Raw genomic sequence first — 17,031 nt, forward strand, 5'->3', positions numbered from 1 at the left:
TCAGTTGACCGTGACCTGGCCGAGGGCCGGTTTTTGCTCTTGCGCCTGATGCTGTGGCGCATAGACCTGAGTGAAACGCACCGGCGGCAGGTTGAACTGGCCTTTCTGCGAGAAACGCACCAAATGACGCAGACGCAATTCGCCACTCAAGGCATCCACCGGAATGGCATAGGCCATCTGCCCCGGCTCGAAACGCGCCTTCTCCAACGCGGACGGTTCGGTGCCAGCCTTGCCCATGAGCTTGATGCCCCAGGTGGTGCGCTCGACATCGGCGCCCGGTGGCAGCGGCACTTCGAGCATGCCGTAGCGCAGCGGTTTGGCGGCTTTGCTGGTGATGATCACTTCGTCCAGATACAGGCTGTCGCTGGACAACGGTTTGTTGCCGACCGCTTCTAGTTTGAAGGTGAAGGCTTCGTCGCCCGGCACCAGACGCGACAGACGACGGGTGATGGTGACGGCCATCGGATCAACCAGCGGTTGTTTGGTCTGGAAGCTCAAAGCCGCTCGCAGCGGACGCTCTTGCGCACCGGTCAGCGACAGCAATGCTGGCACTGGCGAAGCCCCCTGCCACGTCCAATAAGTCTCCCCGGTATCACCGTATTTTTTCTTCCAGCCTTCACCCGGTGCCAGTGCAATGGTGGGCGAAGCCTGCTCGATGCTGCGTTGCAACCAGGTCAGCGCCAATGCGCGTTCCAGGGTCGATTGCTGTGGCAATAGTCGTTGCAACAACGCTTGCGCGTGTGCCTGATCGAAGGCTTGCAACGACAGGTTCAAGGCTTCGGCAAACGGCAGAGCGCTGACAGCCAGACGTTGTTGCGCATCCGGCAGTTGACGATTGAATGCGTCCGGCAGAAGCACCTTCGATTGCTTCGCCAAAGAGGCCGTCAGCGCACGAGCGGCCGCCAGACCGAGCGCCGAATCCGGATCGCTCATGACGATGCTGTCTTCGCCATCGTCCATCAGGTTCGCCGCATTACCCTCGCCCGCTTTCGACAGATCATCCATCAAACCGCTGAGCAAGGTGTTCACCGGCAATTGCATTTGCTTGGCGAACGACAGGATCAGCGCCCGCTGCAACAGCGGCGTGTTTTTGGCCTGCTTCGAATAGACCTCCAGCACCCGCTGCCAATGCTCCGGCGGCAGGCTCAGCTCCAGCGCTTTGCTGGCGTACCAGTCGGCGTAATAGGCGTAAGCGGTGAGGAACGCATCCGGTTCACCGTCCATGCCCCACCAGGTGAAGCTCGCCGAAGGCCCGGCCATTTGCACCAGGCGCAGACGGCTGTTCTGCATGATCAAACGCAAGCGATCGCGGATCTGCGGATTCGACGACAAAGTCGGATACGCGATGCTCAGCGGCAGCAAACGACTGGCCGTTTGTTCGACGCCGCCATACGGATAGCTCAACAGATCGTCGAGTGCCGAGCGGAACAGCGCTTGCGGACTGTCGTCCAGACGCAGGCGAATATCCGTCGCGTCCGCTGGCAAGGTCAGCGGCGTATCACCGCTGGCAGCGTCTAGGCTTTGACTTTGGGTCACTTGCCAGCCTTCGCCGGTCGCGGTCAGGCGCACAGCCAAGGCATCAGCCGTTTTACCGTCCTGCACCAGCTCAGCTGTCCACTCGCCACTGGCCAACGCGAACGCTGGCAGCGCGATGTAGTTGATGCCGTTATTCAGCGTCACGGGAACGCGTTGTTCGGTACCGCCGAAATGAATCACCAACTCAGCCTTGGCCGGTTTTTCCGCTTGGCTGAAAGCAAACACACCCAGATCAGGTTTGTCGCCTGTGCGGAATTTGGTCGGGCCGCTCCACTTCAGGTACAGCGGTTTTTCCGAGCGTACGAATTGCTTCTTCTGCCCGACCTGACCGTCATCAGCGATGGCCCGGGCGGTGATGCGCCAGCGGGTCAGCGAGTCCGGCATCTTGAAGGTAAAACGGGTTTTGCCGTTGGCGTCGGTGGTCAATTCCGGTTGCCACGCGGCAGTGTCGACGTCTTCACGACGCGGCCGCTCCAGCACTTTCACGCCTCGCTCGCTGCGATTGGCTTTGCCTGGCGCGCCAGGGCTGCCCGGCAATGCCACGTCGTAGCTGATGAACGACAGACTGGCGCTGGTGCGCACGTTGTTGCGGCGCGGATGGTAGAAAAACTGGTCGATGGTCGGCGCGACTTCCGGTTGCAACGCGTAGACCATTTCGTCCACCACGCTGACCGTCAGGTGCGCTGGAATAGGCTTGCCAGCGAACTGCGTGGTCAAGTCCACCGACACGGTGTCACCCGGTTGATACGCCTCTTTATCGGTGGCAATCGCCACGTCGATTTGCGGCGTAATCACCTTGATGCCGGCGTTCTGGAAGCTGTACTGACCGCCCTTGGTGTAGAGCACCGAGAAGGTCAGGTTCGGCGCGAAATTATCCTTCACCGGAATCCGCGCGCGGTATTGGGTCTCGCTGAGTTTTTCCATCTTCAGCCAGTCGCCGCCCTTGGATAGCAGCGCTGTGGCCTCGACCTTGTCGCGCTCGAGCGACAGCAGCGCATCGCTGATCGGCTCAGGGAACGTGATCAAAGCCAGGGCTTCGTCGCCGGCCTTGTACTCGGGTTTGTCGAGGACGATTTCCACGGTGCCCGGCACCGCTTTAACGCCTTCGCCCGTGACCGAATGACCGGTGGCACCCACCACGCGGCCATGGTCATCCTTCAGCGTCAGGTTGTAAGTGCCCGGACGGTCGAAGGCCAAGGTGAAGCCTTTGTCTTTCGCGGCGAGTTTGCCCTCGCCGGTGGTCTGGTCTTCCAGGCGTACCCAGCTATAACTGCTCGGCGTGACCCCTTTGCTTTGCTCGCTGCCGCCTTCATTCAAATAACTGAACGCAACCTTGTCGCCCACCGCGCTAAAACGCTGAGGCGCGCGCAGGCTGAAACTCGCCGCGCCGCGGTCGATGAGGATTTCCTTGGTGGTCTTGACCCGATACGCCGCGCCATCGCTGGCGAACACGGTGAGCATGTAGCGGCTCGGCTTCTCGGCAGCCGGCAGATCGAGCGTCGCGTTGCCCTTGGAGTCGGTGGTCAGTTCGGTGCTGGTCAGTTCCACCGGGAATTGCCCGAGGTATTGCAGCTCGTTGTCGACCATCGACAGTTGTTGGGCCCGCAGGCTCAGGGTCAACTTGGCGTCGGCCACCGGTTTACCGTCCGGGTACAGCAGCACGAGGCTGCCCTTCACCGGTTCGCCGGTGCGGTAATCCTGTTTGGCCAGGTTCAGGGAAATCTCGAAGTGCGGCTTGATGTACTCGGCGACACGGAAGGCGCTGCTGTAGGCCTGATCCTTGTAGCTGAAACGCAGCTCGTAACCGCCCGCGACCGCGTTGTCCGGCAACTGGAAACGGCCTTGAGTGCCAGCCTTGGAATCGAGTTTCAACGCCAGCGATTGCAGCGCCGTGCCGGTGGCATCGAGCACGGTCACGTTGACGTCGGCAGCGGTCGGCAGCACAGAGTCGCGGGCGTTCTTGAACTCGCGCCCGACGATCTTCAGCGACACCCAATCCCCCGGCCGGTACAACGGCCGGTCGGTGAACGCGTAGAGTTTGGTGTCGTAGATTTCGCTGTCGTAATAGAAGTTTTCGGAGACAAACACCCCGCCCTCTTCGTCCTCGCCAATCACGAACGAACGCTCCGGGCTGACGTGTTTCAGACGCAGCAAACCATCGGCATCGGTCGCACCGCTGCTCATCACGCCGAGGCCATCGGTCCACAACACATTCACCTTCGGCACCGAACTGCCTGCGTGTTTGCGTGCAGCCCACACTAGCAATTCATCACCGGCAATCTTGCTCACGGCCACAGTGTTGGAGACGAAGACCATGGTGGTCGCGCGGTACTTGCCGATCAGCGCTTCCACCAGGTACAGACCCGGCTTCAGATTGCCCAACGGGATGTACACGTTACCCGGTGCAACGCTGACGAACTCGCTGGAAGAACCGGCCAGGTTTACGCCCTCAGGCGGCTGGATCGGTTTGGCTTGCCACAGCGGATAGCGGAATTGGCTGACAACCGGCAGGCCCGGAATCAGCGCGAATTGCGGCTGAGCGTCGTAGGGCGTTGGCGCGGCGATGGCAGTGCCCATCTTCAGTTCTGGCACTTCTTCGGTGATTTGTTTACGCGATTCGTAGGAGAACGCCCGCTGCATCACCCGACGGGATTTTCGGTACCAGTTGTCCCACAAGTACGCGAGGGTGTTCGACAGGCCTTCACCCTTGAACTGGCCGTCGCTGACCACGCGGTGCAGGTTCTTCTGGCGCTTGAGGAAGTCCAGCGGCTTGTCGATGCGGTACACGCGAATGTCGGCGCCGCCGTAAGGCTCCATGCGAAACCGACGATAATCGCGACCCGGCGCTTCGAGGCGAACCATCGCCTGTTCGTCGCTGGCAAAACTGCTGTCGGCCAGCAGGAAAAAGCTTTCACCGGCCACCGGCGCGTAGCCACTCGGCTCGACGGTGTCTTCGGCATTGACCGCCGAAAAAGGCAGCACAAAGACCAACAGCAGAGGCAGAAAACGCAACATGCGGGCACCGATCATAGGGAGAGAAAGTTCAGTCGATAGACGCCGATGAAGTTGGGGTTGGCTGCGTCGGGTATCCATCGGGTGTCCTTCCATGTCATGAGTTGCTGCAGGCTTGCGGAGCGCATGCCGTTGTCAGTCGGGGTGGTGGTGCCGGTGTGATAGGCGATGTAGCGGCCCATCCAGATCATCAGGTGCTGGTCGTCGCCCTGATCGAAAAACATCAGGTCGCCGGGCCGGGCTTGCGCCAGATCGCGGCCGACCAGATGGCTGTTGAACTGAATCAGTTTGATCGCGTTGACGTACGGCCCGACCTTGCCGCCGCCCTGCTGCCATTGCTGGGCGAGGCCGCGCTGGGCCTCGCTCAATTGCAGCTCTGGCGGCAGGTAGCGGTTGGACAGGCCATTGCTGCGCAGCCATTTGTCGTCATGAACTTTCAGCGCTTCGTTGGCGGCGAAACGTACCAGGCCCGCGCAGTCCTGCTGATACCAGCGCGGGCTCGGGCCTTGGGTCAGTTGTTCCTGGGCGATGCGCACGAACCAGGCACGGAACACCTGGGATTGCTGCACGTCCAGCGGCGGTGTCTCAGTGGCAAATGCCCGGGTACCCAGCAACATCGCCAGCAGGCCGAGACCTCGGATGAGTGCGGTCACAGGGCTTTCCATTCCAGCGGCAGCCATTGCCAGTGGCCGTCGGGTTCGCTGCCTTCCGGCAAGGTCAGGGCGTATTTGCCGTAGCCGCCGAGCTTGCGCAGTTTCGGGATCAGGTAGGTCTGCGCGGCGTTGTAGAACACCGGCTCCATGTCCTGCGGCAGGCTATCGAGGGTTTCCTGTTGCATCAGCTGCGCCATGGAATCCGGGCCGAAGTAGACCGGCATCAGCAAGTCTTTTGGTACCACGTCGGCCATCGGCGGGAAGCGTTTGTCGAGGGTGCCCAGGGCCTTGTCCACGAGCTTGTCGTCGAGGGAGAACAGCAGCGTCGAACCGTGGCGCGCCAGGCTGACTTTCATGAACGCCTTGCCGGTGATCGCGTCCGGTTGCTCGGCATCCTTGGCTTTGTAAGGACCGAAGTTGGAGCTGACCTGGCGCTGCCACTGGTGGGTTTGAACTTCTTGTTTCTCGACCACCGGGAATGCGTGCTCTTCGACGTTGCCTTCGTAGGCGCCGACCATCGAGCCGAACAGATTGCCCAGGTCGCCGTCGAGTTTGGCGCTGTTCTTGTCGTTCAGGCTGGCCACCAGCAACGGCGTGTAAAGCCGCGAGTCGGCGTACCAACAGAGACCAGCGGCACCCGCCATGTGTTCGGTCAGGGCCTGGGCCACCGACTCTTCGGCGCCAAGTTTTACCAGCAGCGGTTTTTGTTGTTCGGCGGCGAGCGGCAAGGCGACACAGGCACTGGCGCCCATCGGCATGGCTTGCCAGATCGGCTTGAAATCGAAGTCTGGCTGGTTGTCCAGTTCGTCCATGGCGAGGAAGCTGTGCCAGCCCTTGTCGTCCATGTCGAAACGCAGCCCGGCGAAATTCGGGATGAAGCGCTGATAACCCATGGCCAGGACACTGGAATTGACCGACAGGCGCTGTTTCACTTCAGGCGCGCGAGGTGGCAGGCCGAAGGCTTCGGGGAACAGTTTCTGGCCGCCGAGCAGTGCTTCCAGCGATTCAGTCGACACCATGCCGGGTTCGTCGACCGGACCGTGGCCTGTTTCATACAACTTGGCCGGATTGGACAGCACCACCAGTTTGTCGCCATGAGAGGCGAACAGCAGCGCTTTGCTGTGGTTGTAGGTGAGTTGATAAAGCGGCACCACATCGCCGGCAACCTTGATTTCAGCCAACTGGGTCAGCTGCGAATCATCCAGCGCCACTTTCGCCAGCGGCTCCAGCACCTTGGCCAGACCACCGCGATCCATCACCAACAAAAAGTCTTTCAGGCGACCATCCGCCCCGCGCCACAGCGCCACATCCGCCGGTTGATCGAAGAGCTGCTCGATCAAACTGTCCTGCAATTTCAGGTCATGTTCGTAAATGATCCGCCGCAGACTGCCGATCAAACCGAGACGATCCGCATGCGCTTCGTAATAGAAGACGAAATCCTCGGTCAGGGTTTCCTTGAGGAACGGCACCGCCAGCAAGTCCTTGGGCAACTGGCTCAAGGAGTGGGTTTCGAGCAGACCGTCCGGCCGGCTCATGCCCAGTTTGTCGCTGGCCAACGCCGCTGGCGGCGCCTTGGGTTTGTGCATGAACCAGCCCAACCCGGCCGCGACGCCGGCCACCAGGACCAGCCCGACCAGCAGCGCCGGCCAGCGGCGAGGAGTTTTGGCTGCTGGCGTTTCGGCGGCCGGAGAAACAGTGTTATCGCTCATGTTCACAAAACCCGATGTCATCCGTGGAGCGGGATGCTTAATAGTTGAAAGTCTTGACCAGCAGCAGGTCACCGATGGCCCGCAGGGGCACGATGAAGGTCTCGCGTTTTTCGTCGACGGTGTTTTCGTTGAGCACCAGGTTGATCTGCGAGGTGATCACCTCGTTCTGGTTGCTGGTCTCATCGAAGTTATAGCCGCCACTGCCGAAGTTACCCCAATAGTTCACGTAAACCAGATAGGTGCCATGCATCGGCGCGGTCATGGTGAACATTTCCGGGCCGGGGCCATCGACGCCGTCCGGGTCCAGGCCGCCGCCGTTGCTCATCGCCGGGCGAGCCCAGAACGCATGCTGGCCGTCGGGGGTAATGATGTGCAGATCGAGTTCGGCTTTCGGATCATCCCAACCCAACACCACGCGAATCCGCGCCGGAGTGCGCAGGTTGTTGGCTTCATAGAATTGAACGCGCTTGAGCGATTGGCCTTCAGAGCTGCGCACTTCGACGCTGTTGGAGCCAGCGCCAAACGCATACGGCCGGGCGAAACGCCCTTGGTCGTCGGTATACAGATTCAGAGGATTGCCGTTGACGGCCAGGGTGTGCGGCCCTCGCTGAGTGCCGATGGCCTTGAGCTGGCCCTGGATCATGGTGCGATTGCGCTGCACACCGCGATCGATGGGTGGCGTGGGGTAGGCGACTTGAGGATTTTCGCTGCGGTCCAGCAGGCCGGAATAACGCCAGCCACCCAACGGTTCCGACACCTCGGCCGAAGGCTCGGCCAACGCCGCAGTCGCGCAGACGAGCCCCATCAGCAATAGAAGAAATGAACGCATGTGACGCCTCCTGCCATGCATAACGAAACCTTGCGCCCGATCCTCGGCGCGTTACAGATCCAAAAACTGCGTTTCGTCAGAAAGACCCATGACTATCGGGTCGTAGAAGGCGCGAAGATTAGCCATTCGGCGGTTTTTTAACAATCGGATACCTCTATATTTGCGGTGGGCTTCACGCTGGCAGGTGGACGGTGAGCCGAATAGACGTCATATTCGGCTCACCACATGAGCCGAATAACATTTCTATTCGGCTCACCCACTCCAAGAGCACCGAGTTCATGGCACCTCACTGGATCTGGCAGCAGCCCGATTGGCCCAATTTCAACTGGCAAGCAGAGCGGCTGGGGCCGTTTTTGCGCGAGTGTGTCCAAGCACAAGGGCAATTGATGGGCATGGCCAGCTCAGTGGGCAGTTCGCTGAACGCTCAAAGCGAACTGGATGCGCTGTTGCAGAACATCGTGACCTCATCCGCCATTGAGGGTGAGCAGTTGAATGTAGGTTCGGTTCGCTCGTCATTGGCGCGACGGCTGGGCCTGGAGCTGGTCGATGGCAACAATGTCAGCCAGCGCAGTGAAGGGTTGGCGCAATTGATGCTCGACGCCACTCAGCATTTCGCTGAACCGCTGACGCTGGAGCGATTACTCGATTGGCACGAATGGCTGTTTCCCGAGCAAGAGACCGATCTCGCCGCCCGGCCGATCCGTGTCGGCGCATTACGCGGCGATGATCCGATGATAGTGGTGTCCGGCCGCCTCGACAGACCCACCGTTCACTTCGAAGCCCCTCCTCGTCAGGGCCTTGAGCGACAGCTCGACACCTTCCTCACTTGGTTTACCGCCAGCCGAAATCAGGCGGGACTCGATCCATTGCTGCGGGCCGGCATCGCGCACTTCTGGTTCGTCACCCTGCACCCTTTCGACGATGGCAACGGGCGCCTGACGCGCACGATCACCGATCTGGCATTGGCTCAGGGTGAAGACCAAGCCATCCGCTTCTATGCCATGTCGGCGAGCATTTTCGAAGATCGGTCCGGCTATTATCGAGTGCTCGAAACCTGCCAGAAAGCCACACTGGATATCACCGAGTGGCTGGAATGGTTTCTGCAAACCCTGCTGCACAGCTTGCAACAAGCCATGGCCCGGATCGAAAGCGTGCTGGGCAAGGCGCGTTTCTGGCAGGCGCACAGGATGTCATCGCTGTCGGTTGACCAGATAAAGGTCCTCAATCGCTTGCTTGATGGTGGGGAACGAGGTTTCGAGGCGGGCATCAGCGCGGCTCAATACCAGGCAGTCGCCAAGGTTTCGAAAGCCACCGCGACCCGTCATCTGGCCGAACTGCTGGAGAAGGGCTGCCTGGAACGCCTGCCCGGCGGAGGGCGCAGTACTCGGTACCGGATCAGTTATCCCGATGACGCAGCATCCTGAGTCCGGTTTTTCCGACGTCGCAGCAGGGCTTTTACGGGCTGCTCATTTGCCCATACCCCCCATGTCTGCTAGTGTCGCGCCGGTTTAACGTCAACCGGAAATAGCCGCCATGGCCCGCAAAAAAGCTGCACTGGATTTCGAACAATCTCTCGCTGACCTGCAAACGCTGGTAGAGCGTCTGGAGAACGGCGAATTGTCGCTGGAAGACTCGCTGACGGCTTTCGAGCAAGGCATCGGTCTTACCCGCGATTGCCAGGCGGCGCTGGCCCAGGCCGAGCAAAAGGTTCAGGTGCTGCTCGAGCGTGACGGCGAGCTGGCCGAGGAACCCTTCGACGCGGATCAGCCAGAATGATTGCAGCGTATTCGGCGACCAGCCAGGCCCGCGTCAATGCTGCACTGGAAACCCTGTTCAACGCGCCAAGCCCTGAGCTCGCGCGCCTGTACGAAGCCATGCGCTACAGCGTGATGAATGGCGGCAAACGGGTCCGCCCGCTGCTGGCCTACGCCGCGTGCGAAGCGCTGGGCGGCAAGGCTGAGCAAGCCAACGGCGCAGCTTGCGCGGTGGAGCTGATTCACGCTTATTCCCTGGTGCATGACGATTTGCCGGCCATGGACGACGACGATCTGCGTCGTGGCCAGCCGACCACTCACAAAAAATTCGATGAAGCCTGCGCGATTCTGGCCGGTGACGGCTTGCAGAGCCTGGCCTTCAGCGCCCTGCTCGACCCTCGCCTGAGCACCTCGGACGCTGAAATCCGTCTGCAAATGGTCAGTGCTCTCGCCTTGGCCGCAGGCCCGGCAGGCATGGTCGGCGGTCAAGCCATTGACCTCGGTTCGGTCGGTCTGAAACTCGATCAAAAAGCCCTCGAAACCATGCACCGGCACAAGACCGGCGCGCTGATCGAGGTCAGTGTCAAACTCGGAGCCCTGGCCAGTGGCCGCGCGGAGAAGGACGAACTGAAATCCTTGCAGACTTATGCACAGGCCATCGGCCTGGCGTTCCAGGTGCAGGACGACATTCTCGACATCGAAAGCGATACCGAAACCCTCGGCAAACGCCAGGGTGCCGACATCGCACGCGACAAGCCGACCTATCCGGCCCTGCTCGGCCTCGAAGCAGCCAAGGCCTACGCCCTGGAGCTGCGCGATCAGGCCCTGCATGCGCTGCGACCGTTTGACGCGGCTGCCGAGCCGTTGCGCGACTTGGCCCGTTATATCGTCGAACGGCGCAGCTGACGGCGTATCCGCCAAAAAATACCAACGCGTGGGCAGGGGGCGATGCATCAGGTAAACTGCCGCATCTTTTATACCTATAACGATTCGCCTGATGCCCACGACGTTTCATGAGATTCCCCGCAAGCGCCCGACCACGCCCCTGCTCGACCGTGCCAACACGCCGGACGGCCTGCGCCGGTTAGGCGAAGCCGAGCTGGAAACCCTGGCCGATGAGTTGCGCCTGGAATTGCTCTACACGGTCGGTCAGACCGGCGGGCATTTCGGTGCCGGCCTGGGCGTCATCGAGTTGACCATCGCGCTGCATTACGTCTTCGACACCCCGGACGACCGGCTGGTGTGGGACGTGGGTCATCAGGCCTATCCGCACAAGATCCTCACCGGCCGTCGCGAGCGCATGGGCACCCTGCGCCAGAAGGACGGCGTCGCGGCCTTCCCGCGTCGTTCCGAGAGCGAGTACGACACCTTTGGCGTCGGCCACTCCAGCACCTCGATCAGCGCAGCGCTGGGCATGGCCATTGCCGCCCGCCTGCAGAACAGTGATCGCAAGGCGATCGCCGTGATCGGCGATGGCGCACTGACCGCCGGCATGGCGTTCGAGGCGCTGAACCATGCGCCGGAAGTGAACGCCAACATGCTGGTGATCCTCAACGACAACGACATGTCGATCTCGCGCAACGTTGGCGGGCTGTCGAATTACCTGGCAAAAATCCTTTCCAGCCGCACTTACGCGAGCATGCGCGAAGGCAGCAAAAAGGTCCTGTCGCGCCTGCCCGGTGCCTGGGAAATCGCCCGTCGCACCGAAGAATACGCAAAAGGCATGCTGGTTCCCGGCACGCTGTTTGAAGAGCTGGGCTGGAACTACATCGGCCCGATCGATGGCCACGATCTGCCGACCCTGATCGCCACCCTGCGCAACATGCGCGATCTCAAAGGTCCGCAGTTCCTGCACGTCGTCACCAAGAAAGGCAAGGGCTTCGCCCCGGCAGAAGTCGACCCGATCGGTTACCACGCGATCACCAAACTCGAACCGCTAGACGCTCCGGCCGCCGCGCCGAAGAAAGCCGGCGGGCCGAAGTATTCCGGTGTGTTCGGTGAATGGCTGTGTGACATGGCCGCGTCCGATCCGCGTTTGGTGGGCATCACTCCTGCGATGAAAGAAGGCTCCGATCTGGTGGCCTTCAGCGAGCGTTTCCCGCTGCGCTACTTCGATGTAGCGATTGCCGAGCAACACGCCGTGACCCTCGCCGCCGGCATGGCCTGCGAAGGCGCGAAACCGGTGGTGGCGATTTATTCGACGTTCCTGCAACGTGGCTACGACCAGCTTGTGCATGATGTGGCGGTGCAAAACCTCGACGTGCTGTTCGCCATCGACCGCGCAGGTCTGGTGGGCGAAGACGGCCCGACTCACGCAGGCAGCTTCGACCTGTCGTTCCTGCGCTGCATCCCCGGCATGCTGGTGATGACACCGAGCGACGAAAACGAACTGCGCAAGATGCTCACCACCGGTCACCTATACAACGGCCCGGCGGCAGTGCGTTATCCGCGCGGCACCGGCCCGAACGCAACGATCGAGAAAGACCTGCAACCGATCGAAATCGGCAAGGGTGTGGTTCGTCGCCAGGGCAGCAATGTCGCCCTGCTGGTGTTCGGCGTGCAACTGGCCGAGGCGCTGAAAGTCGCCGAGACGCTGGATGCAACCGTGGTCGACATGCGCTTCGTCAAGCCACTCGATGAAGCACTGGTTCGCGATATCGCCGGCAGCCATGAGCTGCTGGTGACTATCGAAGAGAACGCGATCATGGGCGGTGCCGGTGGCGCAGTCAGCGAGTTTCTCGCCCGCGAAAACATCCTCAAGTCGATGCTGCACCTGGGCTTGCCGGACAGTTACGTCGAGCACGCCAAGCCTGCGCAAATGCTGGCCGAATGCGGGCTGGATGAGGCAGGGATCGAAGCTTCGGTTCGTGAGCGCTTACAACTCCTGAATATTTAAACGCAAAACTTTGTGGGAGCGGGCTTGCTCGCGAAAGCGGACTGTCAGTCGACTGAAATGTTGACTGACCCACCGCTTTCGCGAGCAAGCCCGCTCCCACATTGGTTTTCATGCCTTTCAAAACTGTATTCGCTCCAAAGCCAACGGACTGCCAATGAAACTCTCCCGCCTGGCCCTGACGCTGACGCTCCTGTCAGCCGGCCCTCTGCTGGCCGACACCTTCGAACGCGATCAGGCCCTGAAACTTCCCGACGTGCTGATCAGCGCCAACCGCCAGGTCGAAGCGCGCAATGACAGCAGCGCCGCCAACACCGTGTTCACCCGCGAAGACATTGATCGTCTGCAACCGAGCAGCGTGACTGACTTGCTGCGTCGTGTGCCGGGTGTGCAGGTCGGACAAACCGGTGGGCGCGGCAGTCTGCCGGGGATTTACATTCGCGGCACCAAGTCGGCCCAGAGCCTGGTGCTGGTCGACGGCCAGCGCATCGGAAACTCCACCTCGGGCGACAGCAACCTGCAACACATCAACATCGAACAGGTCGAGCGCGTGGAAGTGTTGCGCGGCTCACGCTCGGTGATTTATGGCAGCGATGCGATTGGCGGGGTGATTCAGATTTTCACTCGTCGCGGCGACGAGCAAGGCCTGCAACCGCGAATGCATGTGGGTTTTGGCAGCAACCAGACCTGGGAACGCAGCCTCGGGCTGTCCGGCGGCGACGAGCAGACCCGATTCAATCTCGGCGCCAGCCTCGATGAAACTGCCGGAATCAATCGCACCCACGTGTCCTATCCCAGCGACGGCGATCATGACGAATACCGCAACAAATCGATGAGCTTGAGCCTGAGTCACGCCCTCACCGATGACATCGAAATCGGCGCCAACCTGCTGGATAACCGTGGCAAAAGCGAGTTCGACAATCCGTTCGGCCGCTTCGACATGGAAACGTTCGAGTCAGTCCAGCAACAGCCCTACAGCGACTTTGCGGTGAGCAGCGTCAGCAGTTACGTCGATGCACGTATCAATGACCTGTGGAAAACCCGCGTCGAGTTCGGCCACAGTGAAAACCGCGAGAAGACTTTGGACAAGCTCAGTAACGAACGCAGCGTGTTCAACACTTACCGTGATTCGGCGAACTGGCAGAACGACCTGACCCTCGACGAGCGCAACAGCCTGATCCTCGGCGGCGACTGGTACGAGGACCGGATCAACAGCAGCACGCCATTCGACGAGGACAGCCGCTGGAACCGTGCGGCGTTCATTCAACATCACTACCAGTCGGACAGCTTCTCCACCGAACTGGGCCTACGCCGCGATCAGAACCAGCAGTTCGGCGGCCAGAACAGCTGGAGCGGCACCTTCACCCTGCCGCTGAATCCGGACAACGATGTGCTGCTGACCTACAGCGAAGGTTTCCGCGCACCGACATTCAATGATCTGTATTACCCCGACTTCAGTAATCCTGACCTGAAACCCGAGACCTCGAAAAGCTACGAGCTGCAATGGCGCAGTCAACTGACCGACACCGCTCGCCTGGAAGCTTCTCTGTACCGTACGGACCTGGAAGACGCGATTATTTTCGGTAGCAACTCACGGCCGCAGAACGTGGCCTCGGCACGGATCAACGGATTCGAAGCGGCATTGAAACAGGAGCTGTTCGGCTGGCAGAGCAACCTCGGCGTGGCGATCATCGACCCGCGGGATCGCGATAGCGGTCACACCCTGGCTCGGCGCGCGCGGCGGACTTTGAGCCTGGATCTGGATCGGCAGTTTGACCGGCTAAGGCTCGGCGCCAGCTGGCAGGCTGCGAGCAGCAGCTATGACGATGAGAACAATCAGCAGCCATTGGGCGGGTACGCGTTGCTGGGGTTGCGCAGCAGCTGGGAATTGAACCGTGAGATCAAGCTCGAGCTGAAGGTCGATAACTTGCTGGATAAGGGTTATAGCCGGGCGCTGTACAGCCATGACGGCAGTCAGTATGGGTATCGCGAGGAGGGTCGGGTGTGGATGTTTGGGGTGACCTGGACGCCGGCTCTCTGACCTGATTTGTGGTGTTTGGACTGGCCTCTTCGCGAGCAAGCCCGCTCCCACAGGGGGGGGTCGCACAGAGATCCAATGTGGGAGCGGGCTTGCTCGCGAAGCAGGCGCCTCGGTCTCAGCTGTCCGGCGCGATCACATGGCACAACTTCGCCGTCGCCTCGATCATCTGCCCACTCGGCCGCTCCAGCCCTTTATCCGTCGCCAACAGCAATTTCCCCTGCGCCACTGCGGCAACCTGCGGCCAGGCTTTCCACGCATCGAGTTGCGCCTGATCACTGGCCAGAATCACCTCTGGATTGCGCTGCAATACCGCCTCAATACCGACCTGCGGCGCCGGCAGGGTCAGGTCGGCAAACACATTACGCGCCCCGCAAACTTCAAGCGCATCGCTGATGATCTGCCCGCCACCAACGGTGTACAGCGGTCGATCCCAGACCTGATAAAACACCCGCAATGGCACATCCCGACGATAACGCTGGCGCAGAGTACCCAGCCGTTGACGCAAATTTTCAGCCAATGAAGCGCCACGCTCCGGACGGCCGAGCTGTGAGGCAATCGCTTCAATCTGCGAAGTGAGTTGTTCGAGGTTGTGGGGTTCAGCAATGTAGGTCGGGATGTTCAACCGCTTGAGCTGTTCACGCTGGGCCGGGCCAACGCTGCCGGGCCAGAGCAACAGTAAATCGGGTTTGAGGCTGAGCAATCGCTCCATGTCCAACTGGCCGTAGCGGCCAATCGAAGGAAGGTCTTTGAGCTCGACAGGACGCTCACCGGCATCCAGCACACCCACCAGCAGGTCGGCTGAGCCCAGCTCAACAACGATTTCAGAGAGCGATGGCGCGAGGCTGACAACGCGTTCGACCGCAGCCGCCGGGACACTGGCGGCCAGCAGCAAAACCGCCAGCCAGACGGGCCGCATCAGCCGAGTTGACGCGGGATACGGTAGAGGTAAAACAGCACCAGGGTCGACAGCGACAGCAGCATCAACGGCACGGCTTCGAGGCCGACGAATACCGCCAGCGCGCCAATCCAGGCCGGCAGGCCGGCAGCCAGGAACGCCGTGCGACGCTTGGCAGCCAGGGCTATCCAGGCAGCAGGTTCTTCAGGGGTGTCGAGGGCTTTTTGAGTGGCGATCAACGCGTGTTTGTAGCCGCCAAAGAATTTCAGGCTGACAAACATCGACGCCACGCCCGCGATGAACAACGGCATCGCCAGCACCGGCAGGATCGCCTCGCTCTGGCCAAACACGCCGTTGATCACGAACAGCGGCACCAAGGCCAGCGCCAGGTATTGCCACCAATTGACGGACAGTCGCCGCCGAACCTGACCGCGGGTCACGCCCGGTCTGCCTCACCCTGGTGCTCGTTGCCCATCATGTGGTCGAGCTTGCTGGCCTTGGTGGCCAGGTAGAGTTTGTTGTGCGGGTTATGGCCGGTGTGCAGCGGCACGCGCTCGGCGACCACGATGCCCATGTCGGTCAAGGCTTTGACCTTGCGTGGGTTGTTGGTCATCAAACGCAGGGATTTCACGCCCAGGTGCTCCAGCATCGGCAGGCACATGGCGTAGTCACGTTGGTCGGCGGCAAAGCCCAGACGCTCGTTGGCTTCAACGGTATCGGCGCCGCCATCCTGCAATTCATAGGCGCGGATCTTGTTCAGCAGGCCAATGCCACGGCCCTCTTGACGCAAGTAGAGCAACACGCCACGGCCCTCACGAGCGATGGCCTGCAAGGCAGCCTCGAGTTGCGAGCCGCAGTCGCAACGCTGGCTGAACAAGGCATCGCCGGTCAGGCATTCGGAATGCAACCGGCCGAGTACCGGGGCACCGTCGACGAACTCACCCAGGCTCAGCACAACGTGCTCGCGCCCGTTTTCTTCATCGAGAAAGCCGTGCATGGTGAATTGCGCAAAAGGCGTTGGCAGCTTGGAAGCGGCGACAAAAACGACAGGCACCGGTGTGCTCCTGATCAATAAGTACTGGAGATTCGCAAACGCGGCATTGTAACAGCACGTTCCGACAGACGCTTAGGCTGAATTATGGGGCATAACGATCAAAAAGTTAGATATCGGCCCTGCTGTCGACCATGTGGGAGCGGGCTTGCTCGCGAATGCGGAATGTCAGCCGGCATCAATGTTAACTGATACACCGCATTCGCGAGCAAGCCCGCTCCCACATTGACCGTGTTCAGTTCGGGTCAAACGGATAGGGTTGTTTCCAGCGCTCGAAGATCGGTTTCAGCTTGCCGTTTTTCACCAGTTGCTTCCATGCGCTGATCGAACAGCGCCTTCAGGGTGCGAGCCTTGGGGGTCTTGGCAAAGCACAGATACAGCGGCAATTCCGCGATGTGGGTGCGACGGAACTGCGACGGATCCTTGGCCCACCTGAGGACATAGTCGGCCTCGGTCAGCGCGTCGATGTAAAAGTCGGCGCGGTTGTGGGTCAACATCGACAAAATCCCGGTGCGCCGCATGACTTCGTTATAGCGGCGTATGTTGGGCAGGTAATCCTGAAAGTCGTAGCCGCGGCCCCAGGCCAGTCGATAGCTACCCAGGGTTTCCAGGGTCGACGCGGGGTTGCTGTCCAGCCCCAAGGGCGAAAACCATCACA

Annotated in this window: 12 protein-coding genes and 1 pseudogene; 5 read left to right on the forward strand and 8 right to left on the reverse strand. The window is 60.8% G+C overall.

The window, feature by feature from the left end; translation table 11 throughout:
- The 4 genes from FQ187_RS16655 to FQ187_RS16670 are packed head-to-tail and all read right to left on the reverse strand — an operon-like array spanning position 1 to position 7,739.
- Positions 1-4,566 (reverse strand): alpha-2-macroglobulin, encoded by a 4,566-nt coding sequence (locus FQ187_RS16655; protein WP_149630343.1) that lies wholly within the window; start codon positions 4,564-4,566, stop codon positions 1-3.
- On the reverse strand, positions 4,563-5,165 hold the full coding sequence (locus FQ187_RS16660; protein ID WP_256667333.1) for a DUF1175 domain-containing protein: 603 nt from the start codon (positions 5,163-5,165) through the stop codon (positions 4,563-4,565). Before FQ187_RS16660 ends, FQ187_RS16655 begins: the two co-directional genes overlap by 4 nt.
- A gap of 32 nt (positions 5,166-5,197) precedes the next feature.
- Positions 5,198-6,910 (reverse strand): DUF2138 domain-containing protein, encoded by a 1,713-nt coding sequence (locus FQ187_RS16665; RefSeq protein WP_149630344.1) that lies wholly within the window; start codon positions 6,908-6,910, stop codon positions 5,198-5,200.
- Between the two features lie 37 nt (positions 6,911-6,947).
- Positions 6,948-7,739 carry a YfaP family protein gene (locus FQ187_RS16670; RefSeq protein WP_129440832.1) on the reverse strand — a complete coding sequence of 264 codons (792 nt, stop codon included), beginning with the start codon at positions 7,737-7,739 and terminating at the stop codon, positions 6,948-6,950.
- A gap of 278 nt (positions 7,740-8,017) precedes the next feature.
- On the opposite strand from FQ187_RS16670, the gene FQ187_RS16675 reads away from it, so the two are divergent.
- The 5 genes from FQ187_RS16675 to FQ187_RS16695 all read left to right on the forward strand — a co-directional run bounded on the left by FQ187_RS16675 (position 8,018) and on the right by FQ187_RS16695 (position 14,427).
- On the forward strand, positions 8,018-9,163 hold the full coding sequence (locus FQ187_RS16675) for a Fic family protein (protein ID WP_149630345.1): 1,146 nt from the start codon (positions 8,018-8,020) through the stop codon (positions 9,161-9,163).
- 109 nt (positions 9,164-9,272) lie between these two features.
- The gene (locus FQ187_RS16680) at positions 9,273-9,515 is read left to right on the forward strand and encodes an exodeoxyribonuclease VII small subunit (RefSeq protein ID WP_007894317.1); all 243 of its coding nucleotides are present in this window, start codon (positions 9,273-9,275) and stop codon (positions 9,513-9,515) included.
- Positions 9,512-10,399 carry a (2E,6E)-farnesyl diphosphate synthase gene (gene ispA, locus FQ187_RS16685; RefSeq protein WP_149630346.1) on the forward strand — a complete coding sequence of 296 codons (888 nt, stop codon included), beginning with the start codon at positions 9,512-9,514 and terminating at the stop codon, positions 10,397-10,399. The genes FQ187_RS16680 and ispA overlap by 4 nt, the downstream gene beginning before the upstream one ends.
- Before the next feature lie 91 nt (positions 10,400-10,490).
- Positions 10,491-12,389 (forward strand): 1-deoxy-D-xylulose-5-phosphate synthase, encoded by a 1,899-nt coding sequence (dxs, locus tag FQ187_RS16690; RefSeq protein ID WP_149630347.1) that lies wholly within the window; start codon positions 10,491-10,493, stop codon positions 12,387-12,389.
- 154 nt (positions 12,390-12,543) lie between these two features.
- Complete coding sequence (locus tag FQ187_RS16695; protein WP_149630348.1) at positions 12,544-14,427, forward strand: TonB-dependent receptor domain-containing protein; 1,884 nt, start codon at positions 12,544-12,546, stop codon at positions 14,425-14,427.
- Positions 14,428-14,542: 115 nt separating this feature from the next.
- Here FQ187_RS16695 and FQ187_RS16700 read toward each other — a convergent pair whose 3' ends face one another.
- From FQ187_RS16700 to FQ187_RS16720, 4 genes and pseudogenes are all read right to left on the reverse strand, one after another.
- The gene (locus FQ187_RS16700) at positions 14,543-15,343 is read right to left on the reverse strand and encodes a cobalamin-binding protein (RefSeq protein WP_149630349.1); all 801 of its coding nucleotides are present in this window, start codon (positions 15,341-15,343) and stop codon (positions 14,543-14,545) included.
- Positions 15,343-15,762: an MFS transporter gene (locus tag FQ187_RS16705; protein ID WP_095131408.1), complete on the reverse strand. Its 420-nt coding sequence runs from the start codon at positions 15,760-15,762 to the stop codon at positions 15,343-15,345. The genes FQ187_RS16700 and FQ187_RS16705 overlap by 1 nt, the downstream gene beginning before the upstream one ends.
- Complete coding sequence (gene ribA / locus FQ187_RS16710) at positions 15,759-16,376, reverse strand: GTP cyclohydrolase II (protein ID WP_033059420.1); 618 nt, start codon at positions 16,374-16,376, stop codon at positions 15,759-15,761. Before ribA ends, FQ187_RS16705 begins: the two co-directional genes overlap by 4 nt.
- Before the next feature lie 232 nt (positions 16,377-16,608).
- Positions 16,609-17,014, reverse strand: a pseudogene (locus FQ187_RS16720) (ABC transporter substrate-binding protein); the annotation flags it as partial.
- Positions 17,015-17,031: the final 17 nt, after the last annotated feature.

The sequence above is a fragment of the Pseudomonas sp. ANT_J28 genome (assembly GCF_008370005.1).
Taxonomy (GTDB): Bacteria; Pseudomonadota; Gammaproteobacteria; order Pseudomonadales; family Pseudomonadaceae; genus Aquipseudomonas; species Aquipseudomonas frigoris.

Coding starts and splice junctions, on each gene's coding strand:
- FQ187_RS16655 (WP_149630343.1), bottom strand. CDS start 4,566: ATGATCGGTGCCCGCATGTTGCGTTTTCTGCCTCTGCTGTTGGTCTTT.
- FQ187_RS16660 (WP_256667333.1), bottom strand. CDS start 5,165: ATGTTGCTGGGTACCCGGGCATTTGCCACTGAGACACCGCCGCTGGAC.
- FQ187_RS16665 (WP_149630344.1), bottom strand. CDS start 6,910: ATGAGCGATAACACTGTTTCTCCGGCCGCCGAAACGCCAGCAGCCAAA.
- FQ187_RS16670 (WP_129440832.1), bottom strand. CDS start 7,739: ATGCGTTCATTTCTTCTATTGCTGATGGGGCTCGTCTGCGCGACTGCG.
- FQ187_RS16675 (WP_149630345.1), top strand. CDS start 8,018: ATGGCACCTCACTGGATCTGGCAGCAGCCCGATTGGCCCAATTTCAAC.
- FQ187_RS16680 (WP_007894317.1), top strand. CDS start 9,273: ATGGCCCGCAAAAAAGCTGCACTGGATTTCGAACAATCTCTCGCTGAC.
- ispA (WP_149630346.1), top strand. CDS start 9,512: ATGATTGCAGCGTATTCGGCGACCAGCCAGGCCCGCGTCAATGCTGCA.
- dxs (WP_149630347.1), top strand. CDS start 10,491: ATGCCCACGACGTTTCATGAGATTCCCCGCAAGCGCCCGACCACGCCC.
- FQ187_RS16695 (WP_149630348.1), top strand. CDS start 12,544: ATGAAACTCTCCCGCCTGGCCCTGACGCTGACGCTCCTGTCAGCCGGC.
- FQ187_RS16700 (WP_149630349.1), bottom strand. CDS start 15,343: ATGCGGCCCGTCTGGCTGGCGGTTTTGCTGCTGGCCGCCAGTGTCCCG.